We start from the raw sequence: 17,196 nt of genomic DNA, 5'->3' as shown, positions 1-17,196 counted from the left end.
TAGCCATCGGTGGCAGGCTCACCGTGGTCGCGTGTCGTCGGTATGGATGAACGCCTCGATGGTTGTGATTGGGATTACGCCGAGCGGTCGTCCCTCATCCTCGACCGTGATCGTCGCACCCGTCGCCGCATTGCGCAGCGAGTCGTCGACGGCGCTGGTGAGGAAGTCACGCCAGTCCAGGAAGATTTCGGGCAGAAAGGAATCGATCGCCTCTTCCAGTGGCCGGGCCGGATTACGGATCTTGTCGAGGTCATCCAAGGTGATGATCGATGAGCGGATGATGTCCTCTTCGAGGTGGACGACTCGTGCGTAGCGCACACCCGCGTTGCGTATCTCACGAGCGGCTTCGTCGCGGGTCGAGGTGTCCTCAAGCTCGATAAAGGGTTCTACCTTGTCGATGAGTCCGACCACGCCAGCGAGATCTCTTATGATCTTGTCTTGTGTCACGCTGCTGTTCCTTCCCGGGTACCGCTCTCGGGAATCCGTCCGTTGGCATGTACTCCGCTGCGGTCCAGCGAGATCCATGGAGGTGCCAGCACGATTATGATCATTTTGCCTGGAGTCATTGCCAGGAGTGTGAATCACATCTTTCTGTAGTTGATTCTCTCCAGAAAGTATCGATCTTGAGGTCGGGACCAAAGTCCCAGCCCGCTTCATCTGTTGACGTGCTCAATTGGCCGCTATCCTTACCTTGCGTCCCGGCGAAGTGGTAGCACGATCTGCGTTCCCCCCGTACGCTAGATGGTCTACCCTTCGCCGGGGCTTTGTGGTCCCCGGGGCGCGACCGCAGTCCTCTGCCAGAGCCTATGACGGTCAGCTTCGGTTCCTGCGCGGTGAGACACCAGGTAGGCCGGGGCCTCTGCCGACAGGCGCGTTGAGCCGTCGGTCGATCGAAGTCCCACCATTGTGGTAGATCTTCTCTTCGCGCTGGCCGGTCATGCTGGCCGTTGATCAGACACTCCGCGGTCATAGCGCAATGATCAATTTTTCATCTCTGGATGCCAGAGCTGTCGTGATGCGAAGGTGTCCACTGGTCGTCATGAAGTTGTCAAACGCGCCCATTATTGGCGTGTTGGGTGATAGTTGCATCGTTGTGATTCATCCGTGTGTTCGTGGTGGAACTATGTCGCCCCTTCAGGCGAGCCATCCGTCGATGTCCGGGTGGATTTGGGTGGCAATGGTCTATCTTGTTTGCTAGCCGCGATGGAGGTGCAAATCGGGATCTCGGCGCTCATTCTCGGCTCGTTCGCCGCCCCGCAGGTCGGCGTCCCAAAAGATGATCATGGAGGTTGCCGTCGGCAGAATGATCCTGACGGTTTTTAGGTAGGTGAACCGGTAGCGTCGCGCTGCGCCGTGTCTGGACCGGCGACAGTTGCGAACAGCAAGGTGGGGCGGAGCGAAGGGGGTGTGCAGGTGCAGGTTCCAGCGGCGCGGATCGTCTTTCCCGAAGCCGATCGCGCGGAGATTGCGTCGTTGACTTCGGAGATCCTGGCTAGCGGAGCGTTGACGCTCGGCGCGCATACGAAGGAGTTCGAAGCCGAGTTCGCCGCGGCTCATGATGTTCCATTCGCGGTGGCAGTCAGTAGCGGCACCGCGGCTCTTGAGATCATCCTCCGTGCCGTGGATGTGGCGGATGCGGACGTCATCGTGCCGACGAACACGTTTGCGGCGACCGGCTTCGCGGTCTTGCGTGCCGGCGCGAATCTGGTCTTTGCGGATGTGGACGCCAGGACGTTCGCCTTGAGCGCGGCTACAGTCGCTGACGCGCTCACGCCGCGCACACGTGCGGTGATCTTGGTGCACATCGGAGGGATGATCACTCCTGAAGTCGACGACATCAGGTCGCTGTGTGACGAACGCGGCATTCTGCTGGTCGAGGACGCGGCCCATGCGCACGGTTCTAGCCATAACGGCCGGTACGCGGGCTCGTTCGGTGTGGCCGGGGCGTTTTCGTTCTATCCCACGAAGGTCGTGACCAGCGGCGAGGGTGGGATGATCGTCACTGCTGATGAGCGAGTACGGGATGAGGCGGTGATATTCCGGGACCAGGGAAAGGCTGGATTTCTCGGGAACGTTCACATCAAGCAGGGCTACGCCTGGCGGATGAGTGAACTGCACGCCGTCACCGGTCTGGTGCACGCCCGTAGGTTGCCTGAGTTTCTGGACAGCCGCAACGCGGTAGCCGCTCGCTATACGGCCGGCCTCGGCCAGATCGAGGGACTCGAACCGATTGTGGTGCCGACCGGCGGGCGCAGTAATTATTACAAGTACCTCGTATTGCCACGTCCGGGCATCGATCGGGCACGACTGAAGAAGGAGCTCAAGGAGCGTCACGGTGTGTCGCTGTCCGGTGAGGTGTACGAGGCGCCACTGCACCAGCAGCCCGTTTTTGAGATTTATGCGCGGGGTAACCATCCGGTTGCACAGGATGTGTGCGCCAGGCATGTGTGCCTCCCCGTCCATTCGGACATGACCGAAGCTGAGGTGGACCATGTGCTTGCGTCACTGGCATCCGCCGTCGAGACCCTCACGGTCACGATCTGACCGGGGATCCACTCCGATCAGGTCCGACCAGATGATCCGACCCCAAACCTGACGATCTTGGACGGATGACCAATGCGTATAATCGTCACTGGCGGTTCCGGTTTCATCGGAGCCCATGTAGTGGACCGGCTCCTGGACGCCGGCCACGATGTGATCTCGCTGGATCTGAATGCGCGCATGACCGATCCACGTGCCGACCACCGGATTGTGGACGTTCTGGACCTCTCCGCGCTTACCACGGTTTTTACCGGCTGTGACATGGTTTTCCATCTTGCTGGCATGTCCAATGTTGATCATGCTTTCGCCGATCCGATCCGAACGGTGCGCCTCAATGTGGAGGGCACGGCCAACGTGTGCGAGGCCGCCCGTGCCACCGGAGTGCGCCGCGTGCTGTTCGCGAGCACGGTCTGGGTGTATGGGGCCAGCGGGGGCGATTTGGATGATCCACGGTCGTTGACCGAGGACGTGGAATTCGCGATGAGCCGTGCCGGCCACGTCTACACGTCAACCAAGATTGCGGCCGAACTGCTCCTGCAGAGTTATCAGCAGACCTATGGCCTGGACTTCACGGTCCTGCGCTACGGCATCCCGTACGGTCCGGGCATGCGCGACGAGCTGGTCTTGGCTCGCTTCCTGCGGAAGGCGCTCAACGGGGAGCCGCTTACCGTCGCTGGTGATGGGCAGCAGTTCCGTAACTACGTCTTCGTCCGTGACCTCGCGGATGCGCATGTGCTTGCCATGGATGACGCGGCCCGTAATGAGACGATCGCGCTCGAGGGCAACGAACGGGTCAGCGTGCTGGCTATGGCGCAGGCGGTCCAGGATCACTTCCCCGGCGTCGAGATCGAACACGTCCCGGCACGCCCGGGTGACTTCCGGGGCCGGTCGGTATCGAACGCGAAGGCCGAGAGGCTGCTCGGCTGGCGGCCGATCACCGGCTTTGCCGACGGTGTCAGGCAGTATGTCGAGTGGTACCTGGCGGACCGACAGCCCACGAGTGACCAGCCGGTATCCGCCCGTCGGGCTGATGGGGTCGGCGCCCCGGTCTCCTCCGAGTAGAGCATGACGGACGATCACACGGAGGAACCGCTGGCCTTCCCGACGGGGCGGGAAGGCCAGCCTGGCCGGCGGGCGCTTTTGCTGTCGGGCTCGCTCGGGATGGGCCACGACGTCATGGCCCAGGCCTGTGCGCACTCGCTGGCTCTGCGTGGATTCTCCACTCGCACGCTGGACTCCCTGCGCATGATGGGCGGCCGGGCCGGGTCGGCGGGTGAGGGTGTTTTTCGCGGGATGCTGGCCGTTCCTGGGCTGTATGATGCCCTGCACTTTTCGCAGATGCGTCCAGGCGGCGGGCTGGCGAGGGCGATCGAGGCGACTTCGTCACGCTTTCTCGTACCCAAACTCCGCGTGGAACTGCGGGACCAGCCAGTGGAGCTGCTGTTGTCAATCTTCGCCACCGGGGCCGCCGCGGCCAGTCGGATCAAGCACGAACATCCCCGGATGGTGACCACGGTGTTCTGCACAGATGTCTGTGTCCACCGACTGTGGATACATGAAAATACCGACCTGTATCTGGTCACCTCAACCACGGCGGCGCGGTTCGTCCGGCGTTTCCATCCAGAGGCGAGGATCGCGGTGGTACCCACGCCGGTCCGTCAACCGTTCTATGACCCACCGACACAGGAGGCGGCCCGTGCGGCCCTCGAGATTCCCGCGGACGCCCGGTGCGTACTGTTGATGTCGGGTTCCTGGGGCCTCGGGCCGCTGGTCGAGGGCGCTCAGGCACTTGCCGAGGCCGGTATATGGGTGCTTGTGGTAGCTGGACGCAACGTCTCGCTTGCGGCACGCCTACGAGAACGTGCGAACACGCACCCACGGATCATCCCTTTCGGCTTCACCGACCGTATCCCCGAGCTGATGGCAGCAAGTGATCTTGTTGTCACCTCGTCGGGTGACACCTGTAGCGAGGCGCGGGTCATCGGTCGTGACCTCCTGTTGCTGGACGTCGTCCCCGGCCACGGCCGCGACAACCTGCAGCTTGAGCTCGACCGGGGGCGCGCGGACGTGACCTCCGCCGGTGCCATGTCCCTGCGTCGTTCGGCGCTCGCCGCGCTGGACCGTATCAAGCCACCATCGGTACGGGTGGTCGGGACGCCCGAGGCCTGGGAGCAGGCATTTGGTGCCGCACTCAGTCAGGTCGAGCTGGCTAATGGCTGGTAACGGCCAGACCGGCCGTATCCTGGCCGTTATCAGTCGTGTCCGGGAAGACATGTGAGCGACGCGCTCGTTGTCGGCGTCCCTGTCACTGTTGTGTCGGCGGCGCTGTATGGGACGGCTCCGCTCATCCAGGCTGTCGCGGCACGCCAGGCCCCGCCCGGTGGCGGGTTGGGGCTTGGCCTGCTGTTACGTCTTGTATTGCGACCGTTGTGGCTGCTTGGGCTCGCTGTTGAAGCCGGGTCGTTCCTGTTGGAGGTACTCGCGCTGTCGGTGGCGCCGGTCGCTCTTGTTGCTCCGCTCATGGCGGGCGACATGGTGGTCTTCTCGTTGCTGGCCCGGCGTTACCTGGGAGAGCGGATCAGCCGGGTGGGTTGGCGTGGGATGGCGTGCCTCACCGCGGGAATTGGGCTGTTGGCCCTCGCTTTCAGCAGCGGGGCCAAGGTCGGCACACCAGCAAGCAATCATGATCTGGCGTTGTTCCTGGCTTGTGGGCTGCTGTTCACAGCGGTCGGGGCGTGGCTGGCGAACCGGGCGGGGCGTGGGGGGCGGATCGCCCAAGCGGCTTTGCTGTTCGGACTGTCGGCCGGAGTCTGCTACGCCATCGCGACTCTGGCGACTCGCCAGATCGGCCTGTATCTGGACAATCATGAACTGGCCGGACTGCTGTCAACACCGACCCCTTATGTGCTGATCGCCTTTTCCGTTCTTGCGTTGGGCCTGGAACAGCGAGGCCTACAGGGCCGGGCCGCAGTGATCGCGTTCCCAGTGACCAGCGGGGTCTCAGCCTTTTTACCGGTCATGATTGGTTTGACCTTGTTTGACGAGACGGCGCCAGAAGGACCCCAGATGGCGGCATTTGTCATTTCGCTCGGCCTGGTCGCGATCGGGATCTTCGGTCTCGGTCGGGACCGTGCCGCGAGTGTCACGCGGGAGTCCGCAGCGGTCTGAGAGCGTGTGTGAGATCGGGCTTTCGATCAGGGAGCCGCGTCCAGGTAGCTTCCTGGCAAGGCTGTGGGCTGCACCGATACCGGAGGAGCGGTATCGGTGCAGCCAAGAACACGGCCAGGTGCAGCCTGGACGCGGCGAGCCGGACAGCTGACTGTCGAAACACGCCTTAGGGCTGAAATCGCTCCATTGCCCTGCGGACGCGGGAGTTCGCCTGGGCAAAACTGATCTTTCCGTCGACGTACGCCGCAAGAGCGTTGCGGCGCACCCGCTCGGTACGCGGGTCCTCAAGCGGGGTGTTGAGCAGGTTCGTCGTGGCAGTGGCCACGCTGATCACCTCCCGTTGTGCGGGAACAGGACGACGAAAAATCCGCCTGACATGCGCCAGGCGCGATTTGGATCAATGAGCTTCCGGGCCGACGGGGTTGGCACCCTGCCCGCGAAACGGTCGATCGCCTACGTTCCGCCAGTGCGCAATCGACGAAGCTGACTGGATCTAAAGGTCGGATGGGGGGAAAGGCCGAAACGCCCTGACCTTCGGGCCTCTGCCCAGGCTATGGCGTACATGACGGCTTCGCTCCCTATAGCGACAACGGGCACCAGCACCCGATGAGATAATCGAAATTTTGTGACACTACGTCAACGGGAAGGACGGCAAAGCGAGCGGACAACAAGAAAAGGATCACAAGGCAAGGACCACAACCCGACCCGACCTCTACAGAGTGCGCTGTCGGGGGCCCGATCGCAAGGCCTTTTTCATGATGTTGCTATCCGCGCTCGTCTGATTACTTTTTCGGCCGCGTCGTGCCACGGGGGTTCCGGTTTGCGATGGTTCAGCCGAGCTTCTGGAGGTGGTGAGGCGGGGCAAGAGTCGAACCGTCCCGGCATCAGAGCCACCTCAGGAGGTGCAGACGACGGCGCAGGTGAGTCGATGCCCCACCTCGCCATTCCTAAATTATGACAATTGCTGCATATCGGACACGATAAACTTCGCCTATCTGGACGAGATACTCTCTTAGGGGCTCCGGCAATAGGACTGTCCGGCTCGCGCCGCCCGGTCGGCGCTTCGCATCATCGCTCCCTGTCCATCGCTGCGCGATGCACGGGTACCCCGGCTCGTCAGTCGCCACCCAACACCTCCGGTGACTCCCTCCGCAGCCTCGCGATCCATCCGCCCGGGCGCCGCTCCCTGATCGAACGCCCTATTGCCGGAGCCTCTCTTATCACGTCCAGGCCGGGGCGCGGCCGGATCGGTTACGACATGGGCCGTATCCGTTCGGTGCGGGCCTTCCTCGGGAGCCGCCCACCCGTGGCCTGCCGACGGAAAGATAGGTCCACGATTGTCCGAAATGATCCTTGCGGGGTACCCTCAGGCTCCTTTGTGAGCCTGAGGGTACGCAAAAATCCAGCACACCCGGGATCTCTGGCCAGACGAAAAATAATGCTTACACGATTTTTGGCATACTAGCCCGCTTGGTGGTTCCGGGCGAGTGAAAAACCATGATCGCACTCTCTTTGGCCGCTGGGACCGTATGTCCCGGGTTCATTCCGGTGCCGAGCGGTCTGAGCGACATCCGGCCGCCCGGCAGCACCGTGTTGGCCTGTGGTTGTGATTCGGCGGGTCAGATCTGATCGAACTCGCCGTCCCTGACACCGGCAAGGAAGGCATCCCATTCGCCACCGGTGAAGGCCAGGACCGGGCCGGCTGGGTCCTTCGAATCGCGGACGAGGATGCCGTCGGCAGCGACCGCAACCTCTACGCACATGCCGCCGGCACCATTGCTGTAGCTGCTTTTGCGCCACACGGCCGTCTCGGCATCGATATCGATCTTGCTTGTGGTTGACATGCTGTTTTCAGTCATTTCATTTCCTCCGTCACTCTGGCTATCATCTCAAGGGACTGGTCGGGGCGAAGCGCGGCGGCCAACAGGTAGTCGGTCTTCAGCCGGTAGTGCCGAATTTCCGCCGCCCGTTCAAGATAGAGGCTCCCTGTCGCTTCCTCGATATAGACAACGTCGTGGTCTGTCGGGTCCGGAAAGCCGAGGATCGCGAAGGTGCTACCCATTCCCGCGTGGGCACCCGCGACGAAGGGAACGACCTGGAGAGTCACATTGGGTAGTTTCGCTCGCTTGATGAGATACTCGAGCTGCGCTCGCATCACGGCCGTACCGCCAACCGGACGGTGTAGCACCGCCTCGTCGAGGACGACCCACAACCGAGGAGGGTTGTCGTGCGTGAGTCGACTCTGTCGATCGAGCCGCAGTGCGACTCTGCGCTCCAGGTCCTCCTCCACGATCTCTGGGTTGTTGGCGCGGATGACGTGGCGGGCGTACTCGGCTGTCTGTAACAGTCCATGAACGAGCTGCGCCTCGTACACGCTTATCGAAGAGGCATCTCCTTCGAGGCCGATGTAGATCTCGAACCATGGAGGAACCACATCGTGGTAGGTATGCCACCAGCCACGTTTGCGAGACTCGCGGGCAAGCGCGAGGAAGGCTTCGCGTTTGGTCTCGTCCGTGACGCCGTAGAGCTGCAAGAGATCGTGGACGTCGCGGGTCCGGACCGGTACGCGGCCGTTTTCCATTCTGCTGATCTTTGAAATTGAGCAACGGAGGAGTTCGCAAGCCTGATCGACGGACACGTCAGCTTCCTCACGGAGCTGGCGGAGTTCGGCGCCGAGTCGCCGCCTTCGGACGGTTGGACCACTGTTAGTGCCCATTAATCCCCTTCGCGTAGAGCATTGCTACATTCTGCCAGTGCTTCATCACTTTTATGTGCTGGATGATGCTTTCCGTAACGACACGGTCGCGATTGCTCTTGCGGGAGCCGCCCGATGCGCTCATGCTGTTTGTGTTGATACTTTAAGTAAGATCAATAATTCGAAGGGTGAACTGTTGTCATGGCTGCGATGGGGGGAGATCAGGTGGGCGCGGGTGAAGCGATGATCAGACGCCGCTTTCTGGTCTTTGACGGAGACGGCGAGCTTGTCGCGACCTTCCCCGAGTGGGGTTCAGCCCATGCCTGGGCACATCAGCGGTCCATGGAGCCGCGTACGCCACAACCGGTTCAGATCGAGGACCGGTGTGACCGCCGGACGTGGACCATCAAGGCGGGACGTTGCCAGCTGACAGTATGGCGTAGCGATGTCGAATACCGCTCGTGTACACCAGAGGCCACGGCGGCGACTGACCGGTGGGAGCGCGCCTGGGCTTCCTGACCGACCGATAAGACCCACCGCGGTCAGGAAGCCATTACTACCAGCCTGGCTATGATCAGCAGCGAGGCCTGCGGCGCGACCGTAGGTGGCCGGCGCGCACGCTCGAAATCGCCCGCTACTGAATGCGGCGTTGGTGGTCGCGTCGCGGGAGGATGGGCGCGTCGCGGCCGGTGCCTATCGGTCGGCCGGAGGGCGCGGCCGGTGTCTTTTGTTCGTGGTATTCCTCTTCGACGTTGACGGTCCAGATGTCGTGGTGGGTGCCGTCGAGAATGTTCTCGACTGTGCGCATCGCGGTGAGCATGGAATGGTCGGCGTTGTTGTAGCGGTGCATGCCGTTGCGGCCGACGGGGTAAACGTTGGGGACATTCACGGAGATCCATTCTCGGATGATCTCAACGTTATGGCGGTAGTACTGGTCGTAGGTCGGGTATGCCTTCGGCACCCGCACGACGTAGCCGCGTTCGACCGCGCCGTGGCGTACGAGTCCGAGCAGCTCCAGTTCACGGGTGGCGAGCGCGATCAGCTCGTCGTCGAGCTTCGTCCACATGTCGTCGCCCTCGAAGACGAAGAATTCCAGGCCGAGACAGGTCCGCCCTTCCTTGACGAGGTAGGGCGACCAGGAGCCGTAGTTCTGGATCCGGCCGACCTTGACGCCCGGGTCATGGATGTAGATCCAGTTATCGGGAAAACTGAACTCGGCGGGGACGACGAGCGCGACGGTGAGGTAATCGCGGTAACGTAGATCGTTGGCCGCTTCGATGACCCTGGCAGGCGGTGGCGGGTCCATGCCCAGCACGAGGGCTGACAGTGGTGTTGAGGAGATCACCTGGTCGGCCGGCACCCGTGTGTGCTCGCCAGCCTTCGATTGGACGGTGACCGCGACCGCACGGCCGTGCTCATGGTGGATGGTCGTGACGGCGGTGTTCAAGGTGACCGTTCCGCCCATCTTCTCGATCTTGTCACGGCAGGTCTCCCACATCATGCCGGGGCCGTACTTCGGGTAGTGGAACTCCTCAATGAGGCTGGTGATGTCCTTCTGGTTTCGCCTCGGGAGGACCGCGTTGACGATCGCGGAGGACAGCGAGAGGTTCTTCACCCGCTGTGCGGCCCAATCCGCCGGCATCTCGCTGACCGGGATTCCCCACAGCTTCTCGGTGTAGGTTTTGAAAAACGTCCGGTACAGCCGCCAACCGAAGCGCGCGACCAGCCACGCCTCATAGTTGCTCTGATCCCGCGGCGGACGCAGCCGCGCGCGGGCGTAGGACCCGAGGGCGAGTGCCGCGTGCCCAGGCCCGAGGTTGCGCAGGGCGTTGAAGGCGCGCAACGGGTAGTCGTAGAGCTTCCCCTGGTAATATATCCGGCTCATCCGAGGCCGGAGCAAGAAGTCCTCGGCAGGCAGGATTTCGTGCCACAGCACCTCGACGGCCGCGACCTTGGTGAAGAACCGGTGCCCGCCGATGTCGAATCGCCAGCCGTCGCGCTCGACGGTACGGCTGATCCCGCCGACCACGTCGTCGGCTTCGAACACCGTGACGGCCGCGCCGCGAGCGGCCAGCTGATAGGCGCCTGTCAGGCCAGCCGGCCCGGCACCAATGATCACCGTGTGCGGAACCTGAGTCGACATGAGTTCTCCCACTCTTTCGCTGGGGCGACGAACGGCGCCACCGTGAGACGCATCTGCATAGCTTCTTGGACGGTGTTGCCTAATTTTCGAGATACCTGAGTCCAGGAGGGTAGCGTGGGTCCGTGGCCATCGACGCAGCGGGTGCCAGCGCCGTCGCGCTGGGCCGAGGCCGGCTGGCCAAACGCGAGGCGATCATGAAAGCCGCGTTCGAGGTCTTCGCGCGGCAGGGTTACATCGCCACCAGCCTCGACGACATCGCGTCGGCCACCCCGGTCTCCCGCCAGACTGTCTACAACCACTTCGGCGACAAGGAGAAGCTCTTCCTCACCGTCATCGACGAGATGATTACAGCGAACCTCGACGCGCTACGCAACGCGACGAACACATTTCCCGCACGCGTAGAGACTGTCGATGACGCCTCGACCTACCTGCTTGACCTCGCACGACGGATCACAGCGGTCTACGCCAGCCCGACCACCAGCGCGTTGCGCCTAGTTATCCAGACCGAGGCACCCCGCCACCCCCAGCTCCTAGCCTTGTGGCGTTCCCGTGTCACCACACCCGTATGGCCAGCCCTCATCGGCAACCTTGCCCGCCTCGCTCACGCCGGCGCCCTAAACATCGACGACCCAGCCCGCGCCGCCGGTCAATACCTCGCCCTCATCATCGGGACCTCCTGGCAGATGACAGAACTCGGCACCTTCGCTCTCACCGCGCCCTCCGATCGCGACGCCCCGGAACTCGACACCGCCATCCGAGCCAACGTCGCCCTTTTCATCCGTGCCTATGCACCCATCGCCACTCAGGCCTTTTAGGGCGTGTCTGATGGATGGTGGTCGATGTGGGCGATGATCCAGAAAGTGCCTGCAAGGCGGAGCAGGCCCGGATAGCGGTGTTCTATCCGGACCGACGGCAACGCGGCAGGATGCCTTCCGGGCATTGAGAACAGGGACCCGCACGGACGCGAAGCGTTCGGTGGGGGGGCGAAGCGATCGAAGATCCATCAGACTACGCCCTAGCCGTCCTGCTATTGGAAGTCTGTGAGTTCTGCTATTGGCAGAGCAGGGTGCGGCGCGGCCTGACTTGCGGCCGAGAACGTCAGTGGCCAAGGTGCAGGTTCAGGCTTCTGCCGTCGCAGGTACCGGGACGGCAATGACGGTAAGCCCGTCAATGCTGGCGAAGTCGGCGGGGTTGCAGGTGTATACGGGCAGGTTCTTGGACAGCGCGGTGGCGGCGATCATTGCGTCATACGCTCGGGCCGCAGGCTTGCGACCGGCTTGGCGCAGCGAGGCCGCCACCCGTCCGAACGCTCGTGCCGCTGCGGCATCGAAGGGGAGCGGATCAAAGTCGGCCTCGGCCTGCTGTACCTGGGCCTGCCTGTTGGCACGCTCGCCGTCCGTGGCTGCGGCGAGCGTGCCAACCGAGAGTTCGGCCAGCGTGACGGCGGTGATGAGCGGTTCCGCGGGCAGGCCGTCCGGGTCGGGTATGCGTGGCAGATGGATGACCGTGCTGGTGTCGAGCACCCCGCGCGGGTGGCGTACGGCGGGATCGGTCACAGTGCGGGGTCCAGCATGCTGTCGATGTCCTCGCGCAGGAGTACCGGGTCGACACGCGGTAGACCGCGCCAGCGCTCCAGCAGCAGCGCGGCTGACAGCGGGCGGCGTGGCAGGGGCCGGAGTTCGGCGACCGGATGACCGTCCCGGGTCACTGTCAGTGCCTCTCCGTTTGCGACCCGGTCCAGAATCTGGCCGCCATGATTGCGGAGATCTCGAACTGTTACTTCGATCATGAAATTAACGTATCACGCGTGAGACGTCAGCGTTCGGGCGTGGCCAGGATCTTGAAAAGCATGGTGTTGGTGTCGGTGAGCGTCTGGACGTCGACCCGGCGCAGGTATTCTTCTAGCGCGGCCTTGGCCACAAACGTGACCAGGCCCATCACAGCCCACTGGCCCTCGCCCAGCCGGACGCAGAACCCCTCGTCGGTGGCGTGCTCCACGACCAGCGCGACCAGCACGGTCGGCTCATCGACGATCTCGTTGTAAACCGTGGAACTGATGACCAGCACCGCCTGGGCTGTCGGTCCGGTGCGGGTGGTCCAGATCTCGCCGCGCCGCGGCGACCTCATTCGGCGGCGCCCGCCAGGTTGGGCAGCCCGGCCGCCGCGAGTGCCCGCTGGTTGGCCTCACCGAAGGCGAGCGCCACCTGGGTGATCGCCGGGTTCGCCCGCATCCAGGCAGCGTGGGCGGCACAGCGCCGGCGCATGTCCTCGGCGTCGAGCACGCGCTCGACCCACGCGTTCATCGACGTGTCCGCTGCCTCGGCATACCGCTTGACCGCCTCGTATGCCTCGTCCGAGAGCCGAAGCGTAATCGTCCGTGTCACGCGTAATATGCTAGCAAGATCTGCTATCAACATCCGTGGCGAGCCGGATACGCCGTCGCGGTGCCCCGCGAAGTCCGCGGTGTTCACGTGCGTCGCCTGCCAGCTCACAGGGGCGTTTCTGTCGCCCATCGGTGCGCGGCTCGCCGTGACATGGTCGGCTACGGTGATGGCGTGGGACTGCATCTGAGCCGGATCGACGAGGCGGACGAGCCGCTGTCGAAGGACCCGCTCGCGTTGTTGATCGTGATGGTGCTGGACCAGCAAATCGGACAAACAGCGAACGATGTTGGGTGATCCGTCCCGATTGGTATGCGGAAAGCGCTCGCACGGACGCGGAGGGTCGCCTACGAGGGGAGACGGTCTCCTCGGCGTGCGCTGTGCCCTCGGCCGTTTGGCGCCGTGGCCGTCGGGTGCCTATGGTGATCTGACTTTCTCCCCGCCGTCCTCCGCGACTGGCGGGGTTTTTTTCTAGATCGGGTACGTCATGACCCCGCGAGTCGCGGTCTTCATCGACTACCAGAACGTTCACTTTTCGGCGCGAAGCAGGTTCCAACCGGCCGACGCGCCACGTCACCACGGTCATGTTGATCATAGCCGGGTGGCTGAGCGGATCGTCGCCGGTCGACGCTTCGGCGGCGAGTTCGCGGCAGTCCGTGTGTACCGAGGCTGTCCGAGTCCGATCGCCAACCGCTATGTGATTAGTTCTATGGCGCAGCGTGGGCCAGTCGCGGCAATGTATTTGGCGTCACAGGTGAGAAGGACGGCGTCGATCTGTTCGGCCAGTGCGACGTAACCGGCGCCGTATGCGGTCATGTTTTCTCGAAGTTCCCAGACGCGTTGGGCGGTCGGCCCGCCGAGCAGTTCGCGACGGATCGGTAGGCGGATCAGGTTGGCGACGAGATTCGGGGCGTGCTCGGCTAGGCGGCTCGTACGTCTGGCCAGGCCGCGGAGCGCCGAGATGACCTCGATGTCCAGATGGGCGGGGGCGTAAGAGGCGTCGCCGCTGGCCATACGATCCCTCGCGGCCTTGCGCCGTGGGCTGTCATCCCCGGCGAGTAGATCGACGATCACGGACGCGTCAACGACGATCAGCCCCACCGTGCCTCCTGCGCATCACGGACTGCGCGTACGGCGGCGACCGCGTCGTCCGTGGTAAGCCCTACCGAGGCGCGAGCGCTGTCGATGTCGGCGAGTACCTCGTCCATGGTCGGGGTAGTCGCCTCGCGGCTGAGTACGTCGAGCACGTAGGCGTTCAGCGACTGCCGGCGCGCTTTCGCCCGTGCGGTCAGAGTGGCACGTACTCGAGCTGGGAGCGCCCGGATGGTGAGGTTGGTCGTGATCTCTTCGGCAGTAGTCATGACGTCATTCTAACGTCGAAGTCGCGTCTCGGCGACGTCAGATGTCGATCAGGTGAACAGCATGTGTCGCGCCATCGCGACGCTGCCGTCGCGATGGCGCGGGACAAACAAGGAACGGATGACGGGCGCCGGGTTGTGCCGGTGGGGTGCCTGCCTAGAGGGTTTCAGCGTGGGCCCAGGGCAGATCTGTGCGGTGGGTGGCCAGGGCGGGCGCCTGGCCACCCACGGGATCGTCACGATCCGAAGCAGGCCGCTGCGCCCCCGGCCGCGAGGATGGTCACCGAACACCACGTAGTGCGCGGATAGTAGGCCTTCATAACGACCGCAGCCGTGGCCGCTCTGTCATCGGAAGGAACGTTCTGGACTGATTCGGCGAACTCGGCGCCGAGCAGATTACGGAACAGCAGAAGGTGCTGGGAGGTCGGGCTGGCGCTGGAGAGCGGTACGAAGGTGACGCCCGGAATGCTGTCGATCGCCGACCGCTGCGCCTCAGTGCCGACCGCGAAGGTGTAGTAGCCGGAGGAATCGAGACTGGTCGCGTCGTCCGCGCGGCAGCCATAGTCGATACTGCCGTCGGGTAGCGTGTTGACGACGACAGGCAGCGGCGGCTTGGCCAGGTTGTCGCACAGCGACCAGTAGCGGATATCGGCGTCGGCGGCCGGCCACGGAGCCGGATCGTCACCCGTCGGTGTTCGGGGGGCCTTGCCGTGCACGACGAGCACCGAGCCGTCGGCTGGCGGCGTCACGCTTGCCGACAGGTAGGCGTTGTCCAGATTCGGGAAAAGGCCGCCGGTGCCCGAGGCGCCGCGCGCGAACTGAGGACTCGCCGCGCTGGCTGTGACGGTTGGCTGGGACGCGACCATATCGGGCCCGGAGTCGGCCGCGGTGCTGGCGCCGCATACCGGCGGCGTGTTCGAGACATCGTCCTGGGTGAAGGTAAGGGTTGGCAGATGGACGTCGGCCGCATTCCCACCGGCCGGAAGGTAGACGCGATAGATGAGGTAGCCGGTCGCGCCCGACGTGGTTTCCGCCGGCGCCAGCGGTAGCGTGTTGCTTTCGCCTGCCACCACGTCCTGGGTCAGCGTGACGGTGAAGTTGCCGCCCGGTGCCGCGGTCTGTTGCCACGGATTCACGCTGCCAGCGTCCGGGGCGGTCAGGAAGTCGGGGAGCCCAGAGCTGACCCCGTTGGTCGTGAACGGGGCGCGGTTGGAGCTGTACACGGTCAGGGAGGTGTAGCGGGCGTCGGCGTAGGAGCCCGCGACCGTGATCTTAAGACCGTCCTCGACCGTGAACGGCGTCGTCCAGTACACGGCGTCGCTGTCCGGGAGCGCCACGTTGGCAGTAGAGGGCGTTGTCTCCAGCCGCCAGGCGCATGACGGTGTCGACGCCGAAGCCGCGGCGAGGGCCGGCGTGTCGACGGCGAGAGTCGTCGGCGCGGCCAGCATGGCCACGGCAAGCGCCGCTGCGGCGTGGAACCGGCGGCGCTTCCTGCTCCTCGCCACTACGAGCACGTCCAGGCAAGCGAGCCGTCGATGGCCGTCCCCGCGGGGGTCGTCAGGTCGACGGTGGATACGCCGCCAGTCGCGCTGATGCTGGTGGGTACGGCGCCGGCGGGCAGAGTGACGTTGCTGCCATCGGGTTGCGTGAGCTGGAGTGTGAGGACACCGGTGTAGCTGCCGGGGCCGCGGTAGCCGGTCGCGAGGACGTTGAACGAGAGGGTGTAGCCGTCGATGGTGGCGGTACTCGCCGAGGCCGTGTACGTGAGCCGCCCGGCTGAGCAGTCGACCGTGGTGGCCGCCGTCCCGCTGAGGCTGACGGGCTCGGTGATCGAGAGCGTGACCGATCCGTCGCCGGTTTCGGGCGTTGCGGCGCTCGCGGCGCTCGCGGTGGTCGCGAGGCCCGCGGTGACCGCGAGGCTGGCGGCGGCCACGCCAGCCACTCGGACGGCCCGGCCGGGGGATCTCCGGATGCGGTGCTTACCCATGGCGTCTGCTCCTCAGCTCTCGGACCTGCGGCCGTATCCTCACCGGCTGGTGTGTGAGTTCGCCGTCCAGAACGTTCGAGTTCTATGAGTAAGTTAAGAGCGCCCGAGGATAGGACTGTCCGGCTCGCGGCTCGCGGCTCCCCGCGTCCCGCCCGGCCGCGTTGTCGTCAGTCGGCGCCCAGCACCAGGGCGCCTTCCTCCGCCGCCTTGCCGGACCGGGCGCGGATGAGCCGCTCACTGATCGAACGCCCCATCCTCGGACGCTCTTATTGGCATGGTGCTGGACCAGTAAATCGGACAAACAAGGAACGGATCGCGACGCGGCTCTCGATAAGTATGGAATCGATGACGGAACGTGGGTGCGGTCTGGGTGGCCTGCCGCTGGTAGGTACGCGCGCGATACGCGCCTGACAGGGCTACCATGATCTCCATGGAGCGAGCTGTCCGGCTGACCGCGATCGTCACCCACGAAGGCGACTGGTACGTGGCGCGGGCCCTTGAGGTCGAGGTGGCAAGTCAGGGCCCAAGCGTGGAGGAGTCGCTGGCGAACCTGCGCGAGGCACTGGAGCTGTACTTCGAGGATGAGCCGGTTCCGACGGTCTCCGTTGACGGGCCGATCGTCGCGCCCGTCGACGTCCGCTTGCCAGCGTGACACCCGCGCTCCCCAGAGTCTCAGGTCCGGAGGTTGTCCGGGCATTGCGTCGTGCGGGCTTTGACGAGGTGAGCACAAGAGGCTCGCACTGCAAGCTCCGGCACAAGGCTGCGGCCCGTACCGTGATCGTGCCGCTGCACCGTGAACTGGCGACGGGTACCCTCGCCTCGATCCTTCGCCAGGCCGGTATGGACGCCGAGGAGCTGCGAACTCTGCTCAGCTGAGCGGGGCCGTGGTCAGCCAGCCGATGCTGGGCGTCAGGCCGCACAGC

At 64.2% G+C, this 17,196-nt stretch carries 20 protein-coding genes and 1 pseudogene; 8 read left to right on the top strand and 13 right to left on the bottom strand.

Annotated features, from left to right (window positions below; translation table 11 throughout):
- Nucleotides 1-18 precede the first annotated feature (18 nt).
- The gene (locus MJ777_RS02310) at nt 19-447 is read right to left on the bottom strand and encodes a hypothetical protein (RefSeq protein WP_239307840.1); all 429 of its coding nucleotides are present in this window, start codon (nt 445-447) and stop codon (nt 19-21) included.
- 966 nt (nt 448-1,413) lie between these two features.
- Here MJ777_RS02310 and MJ777_RS02305 point away from each other — a divergent pair.
- The 4 genes from MJ777_RS02305 (at nt 1,414) to MJ777_RS02290 (ending at nt 5,709) form a co-directional block, all read left to right on the top strand.
- Entirely contained in the window at nt 1,414-2,544 is a 1,131-nt protein-coding gene (locus MJ777_RS02305; RefSeq protein WP_239348134.1) for a DegT/DnrJ/EryC1/StrS aminotransferase family protein, read from the top strand.
- Nucleotides 2,545-2,616: 72 nt separating this feature from the next.
- Nucleotides 2,617-3,603: an NAD(P)-dependent oxidoreductase gene (locus MJ777_RS02300; RefSeq protein WP_239307839.1), complete on the top strand. Its 987-nt coding sequence runs from the start codon at nt 2,617-2,619 to the stop codon at nt 3,601-3,603.
- A gap of 3 nt (nt 3,604-3,606) precedes the next feature.
- Nucleotides 3,607-4,764, top strand: a complete 1,158-nt coding sequence (locus MJ777_RS02295; RefSeq protein ID WP_239307838.1) for a glycosyl hydrolase — start codon at nt 3,607-3,609, stop codon at nt 4,762-4,764.
- A gap of 51 nt (nt 4,765-4,815) precedes the next feature.
- Nucleotides 4,816-5,709 carry a hypothetical protein gene (locus MJ777_RS02290; RefSeq protein WP_239307837.1) on the top strand — a complete coding sequence of 298 codons (894 nt, stop codon included), beginning with the start codon at nt 4,816-4,818 and terminating at the stop codon, nt 5,707-5,709.
- Between the two features lie 166 nt (nt 5,710-5,875).
- Here the strand turns inward: MJ777_RS02290 and MJ777_RS02285 are convergent, their stop codons facing one another.
- From MJ777_RS02285 to MJ777_RS02265, 4 genes are all read right to left on the bottom strand, one after another.
- Nucleotides 5,876-6,034, bottom strand: a complete 159-nt coding sequence (locus MJ777_RS02285; RefSeq protein WP_239307836.1) for a hypothetical protein — start codon at nt 6,032-6,034, stop codon at nt 5,876-5,878.
- Nucleotides 6,035-7,328: 1,294 nt separating this feature from the next.
- Nucleotides 7,329-7,568 (bottom strand): DUF397 domain-containing protein, encoded by a 240-nt coding sequence (locus tag MJ777_RS02280; protein WP_239307835.1) that lies wholly within the window; start codon nt 7,566-7,568, stop codon nt 7,329-7,331.
- Complete coding sequence (locus MJ777_RS02275) at nt 7,565-8,425, bottom strand: helix-turn-helix transcriptional regulator (protein WP_239307834.1); 861 nt, start codon at nt 8,423-8,425, stop codon at nt 7,565-7,567. The genes MJ777_RS02280 and MJ777_RS02275 overlap by 4 nt, the downstream gene beginning before the upstream one ends.
- Nucleotides 8,426-9,038: 613 nt before the next feature.
- The gene (locus tag MJ777_RS02265) at nt 9,039-10,547 is read right to left on the bottom strand and encodes an NAD(P)/FAD-dependent oxidoreductase (protein WP_239372820.1); all 1,509 of its coding nucleotides are present in this window, start codon (nt 10,545-10,547) and stop codon (nt 9,039-9,041) included.
- A 122-nt stretch (nt 10,548-10,669) separates the two neighbouring features.
- Between MJ777_RS02265 and MJ777_RS02260 the strand changes: the two genes are divergently transcribed.
- Complete coding sequence (locus MJ777_RS02260) at nt 10,670-11,362, top strand: TetR/AcrR family transcriptional regulator (RefSeq protein ID WP_308194817.1); 693 nt, start codon at nt 10,670-10,672, stop codon at nt 11,360-11,362.
- A 303-nt stretch (nt 11,363-11,665) separates the two neighbouring features.
- On the opposite strand, the gene MJ777_RS02255 is transcribed toward MJ777_RS02260, so the two are convergent.
- Genes MJ777_RS02255 through MJ777_RS02240 form a run of 4 tightly spaced genes read right to left on the bottom strand, consistent with a single transcriptional unit; the run spans nt 11,666 to nt 12,931 of the window.
- Nucleotides 11,666-12,103, bottom strand: a complete 438-nt coding sequence (locus tag MJ777_RS02255) for a type II toxin-antitoxin system VapC family toxin (RefSeq protein WP_239345325.1) — start codon at nt 12,101-12,103, stop codon at nt 11,666-11,668.
- Entirely contained in the window at nt 12,100-12,336 is a 237-nt protein-coding gene (locus tag MJ777_RS02250) for a type II toxin-antitoxin system Phd/YefM family antitoxin (RefSeq protein ID WP_239307831.1), read from the bottom strand. Before MJ777_RS02250 ends, MJ777_RS02255 begins: the two co-directional genes overlap by 4 nt.
- Nucleotides 12,337-12,362: 26 nt before the next feature.
- Nucleotides 12,363-12,674, bottom strand: coding sequence for a type II toxin-antitoxin system PemK/MazF family toxin (locus tag MJ777_RS02245; protein ID WP_239307830.1), 312 nt, complete (start codon nt 12,672-12,674; stop codon nt 12,363-12,365).
- Nucleotides 12,671-12,931 carry a pilus assembly protein HicB gene (locus MJ777_RS02240; protein ID WP_239307829.1) on the bottom strand — a complete coding sequence of 87 codons (261 nt, stop codon included), beginning with the start codon at nt 12,929-12,931 and terminating at the stop codon, nt 12,671-12,673. The genes MJ777_RS02245 and MJ777_RS02240 overlap by 4 nt, the downstream gene beginning before the upstream one ends.
- Nucleotides 12,932-13,102: 171 nt before the next feature.
- On the opposite strand from MJ777_RS02240, the pseudogene MJ777_RS02235 reads away from it, so the two are divergent.
- Nucleotides 13,103-13,198: pseudogene (locus MJ777_RS02235) on the top strand (Fe-S cluster assembly protein HesB); the annotation flags it as partial.
- A gap of 423 nt (nt 13,199-13,621) precedes the next feature.
- Here MJ777_RS02235 and MJ777_RS02230 read toward each other — a convergent pair.
- From MJ777_RS02230 to MJ777_RS02215, 4 genes are all read right to left on the bottom strand, one after another.
- Nucleotides 13,622-14,029, bottom strand: a complete 408-nt coding sequence (locus MJ777_RS02230) for a type II toxin-antitoxin system VapC family toxin (protein WP_239307828.1) — start codon at nt 14,027-14,029, stop codon at nt 13,622-13,624.
- Nucleotides 14,020-14,289, bottom strand: coding sequence for a hypothetical protein (locus MJ777_RS02225; RefSeq protein ID WP_239307827.1), 270 nt, complete (start codon nt 14,287-14,289; stop codon nt 14,020-14,022). Before MJ777_RS02225 ends, MJ777_RS02230 begins: the two co-directional genes overlap by 10 nt.
- A gap of 233 nt (nt 14,290-14,522) precedes the next feature.
- Nucleotides 14,523-15,791 carry a hypothetical protein gene (locus MJ777_RS02220; protein ID WP_239307826.1) on the bottom strand — a complete coding sequence of 423 codons (1,269 nt, stop codon included), beginning with the start codon at nt 15,789-15,791 and terminating at the stop codon, nt 14,523-14,525.
- A complete protein-coding gene (locus tag MJ777_RS02215) occupies nt 15,791-16,273 on the bottom strand; it encodes a hypothetical protein (RefSeq protein WP_239307825.1) in 483 nt (160 codons plus the stop codon). Before MJ777_RS02215 ends, MJ777_RS02220 begins: the two co-directional genes overlap by 1 nt.
- A gap of 430 nt (nt 16,274-16,703) precedes the next feature.
- On the opposite strand from MJ777_RS02215, the gene MJ777_RS02210 reads away from it, so the two are divergent.
- Both MJ777_RS02210 and MJ777_RS02205 read left to right on the top strand, forming a co-directional pair.
- The gene (locus MJ777_RS02210; RefSeq protein WP_239345329.1) at nt 16,704-16,925 is read left to right on the top strand and encodes a type II toxin-antitoxin system HicB family antitoxin; all 222 of its coding nucleotides are present in this window, start codon (nt 16,704-16,706) and stop codon (nt 16,923-16,925) included.
- The gene (locus MJ777_RS02205; RefSeq protein WP_255723979.1) at nt 16,922-17,149 is read left to right on the top strand and encodes a type II toxin-antitoxin system HicA family toxin; all 228 of its coding nucleotides are present in this window, start codon (nt 16,922-16,924) and stop codon (nt 17,147-17,149) included. Before MJ777_RS02210 ends, MJ777_RS02205 begins: the two co-directional genes overlap by 4 nt.
- The last annotated feature ends 47 nt before the right edge of the window (nt 17,150-17,196 follow it).

Origin of the sequence: Protofrankia sp. Cj5 (genome assembly GCF_917627405.1) — a bacterium.
GTDB lineage: Bacteria > Actinomycetota > Actinomycetes > Frankiales > Frankiaceae > Protofrankia.
Note: the sequence above shows the minus strand (reverse complement) of the source record. Positions and strands in the feature narration are given on the sequence as shown.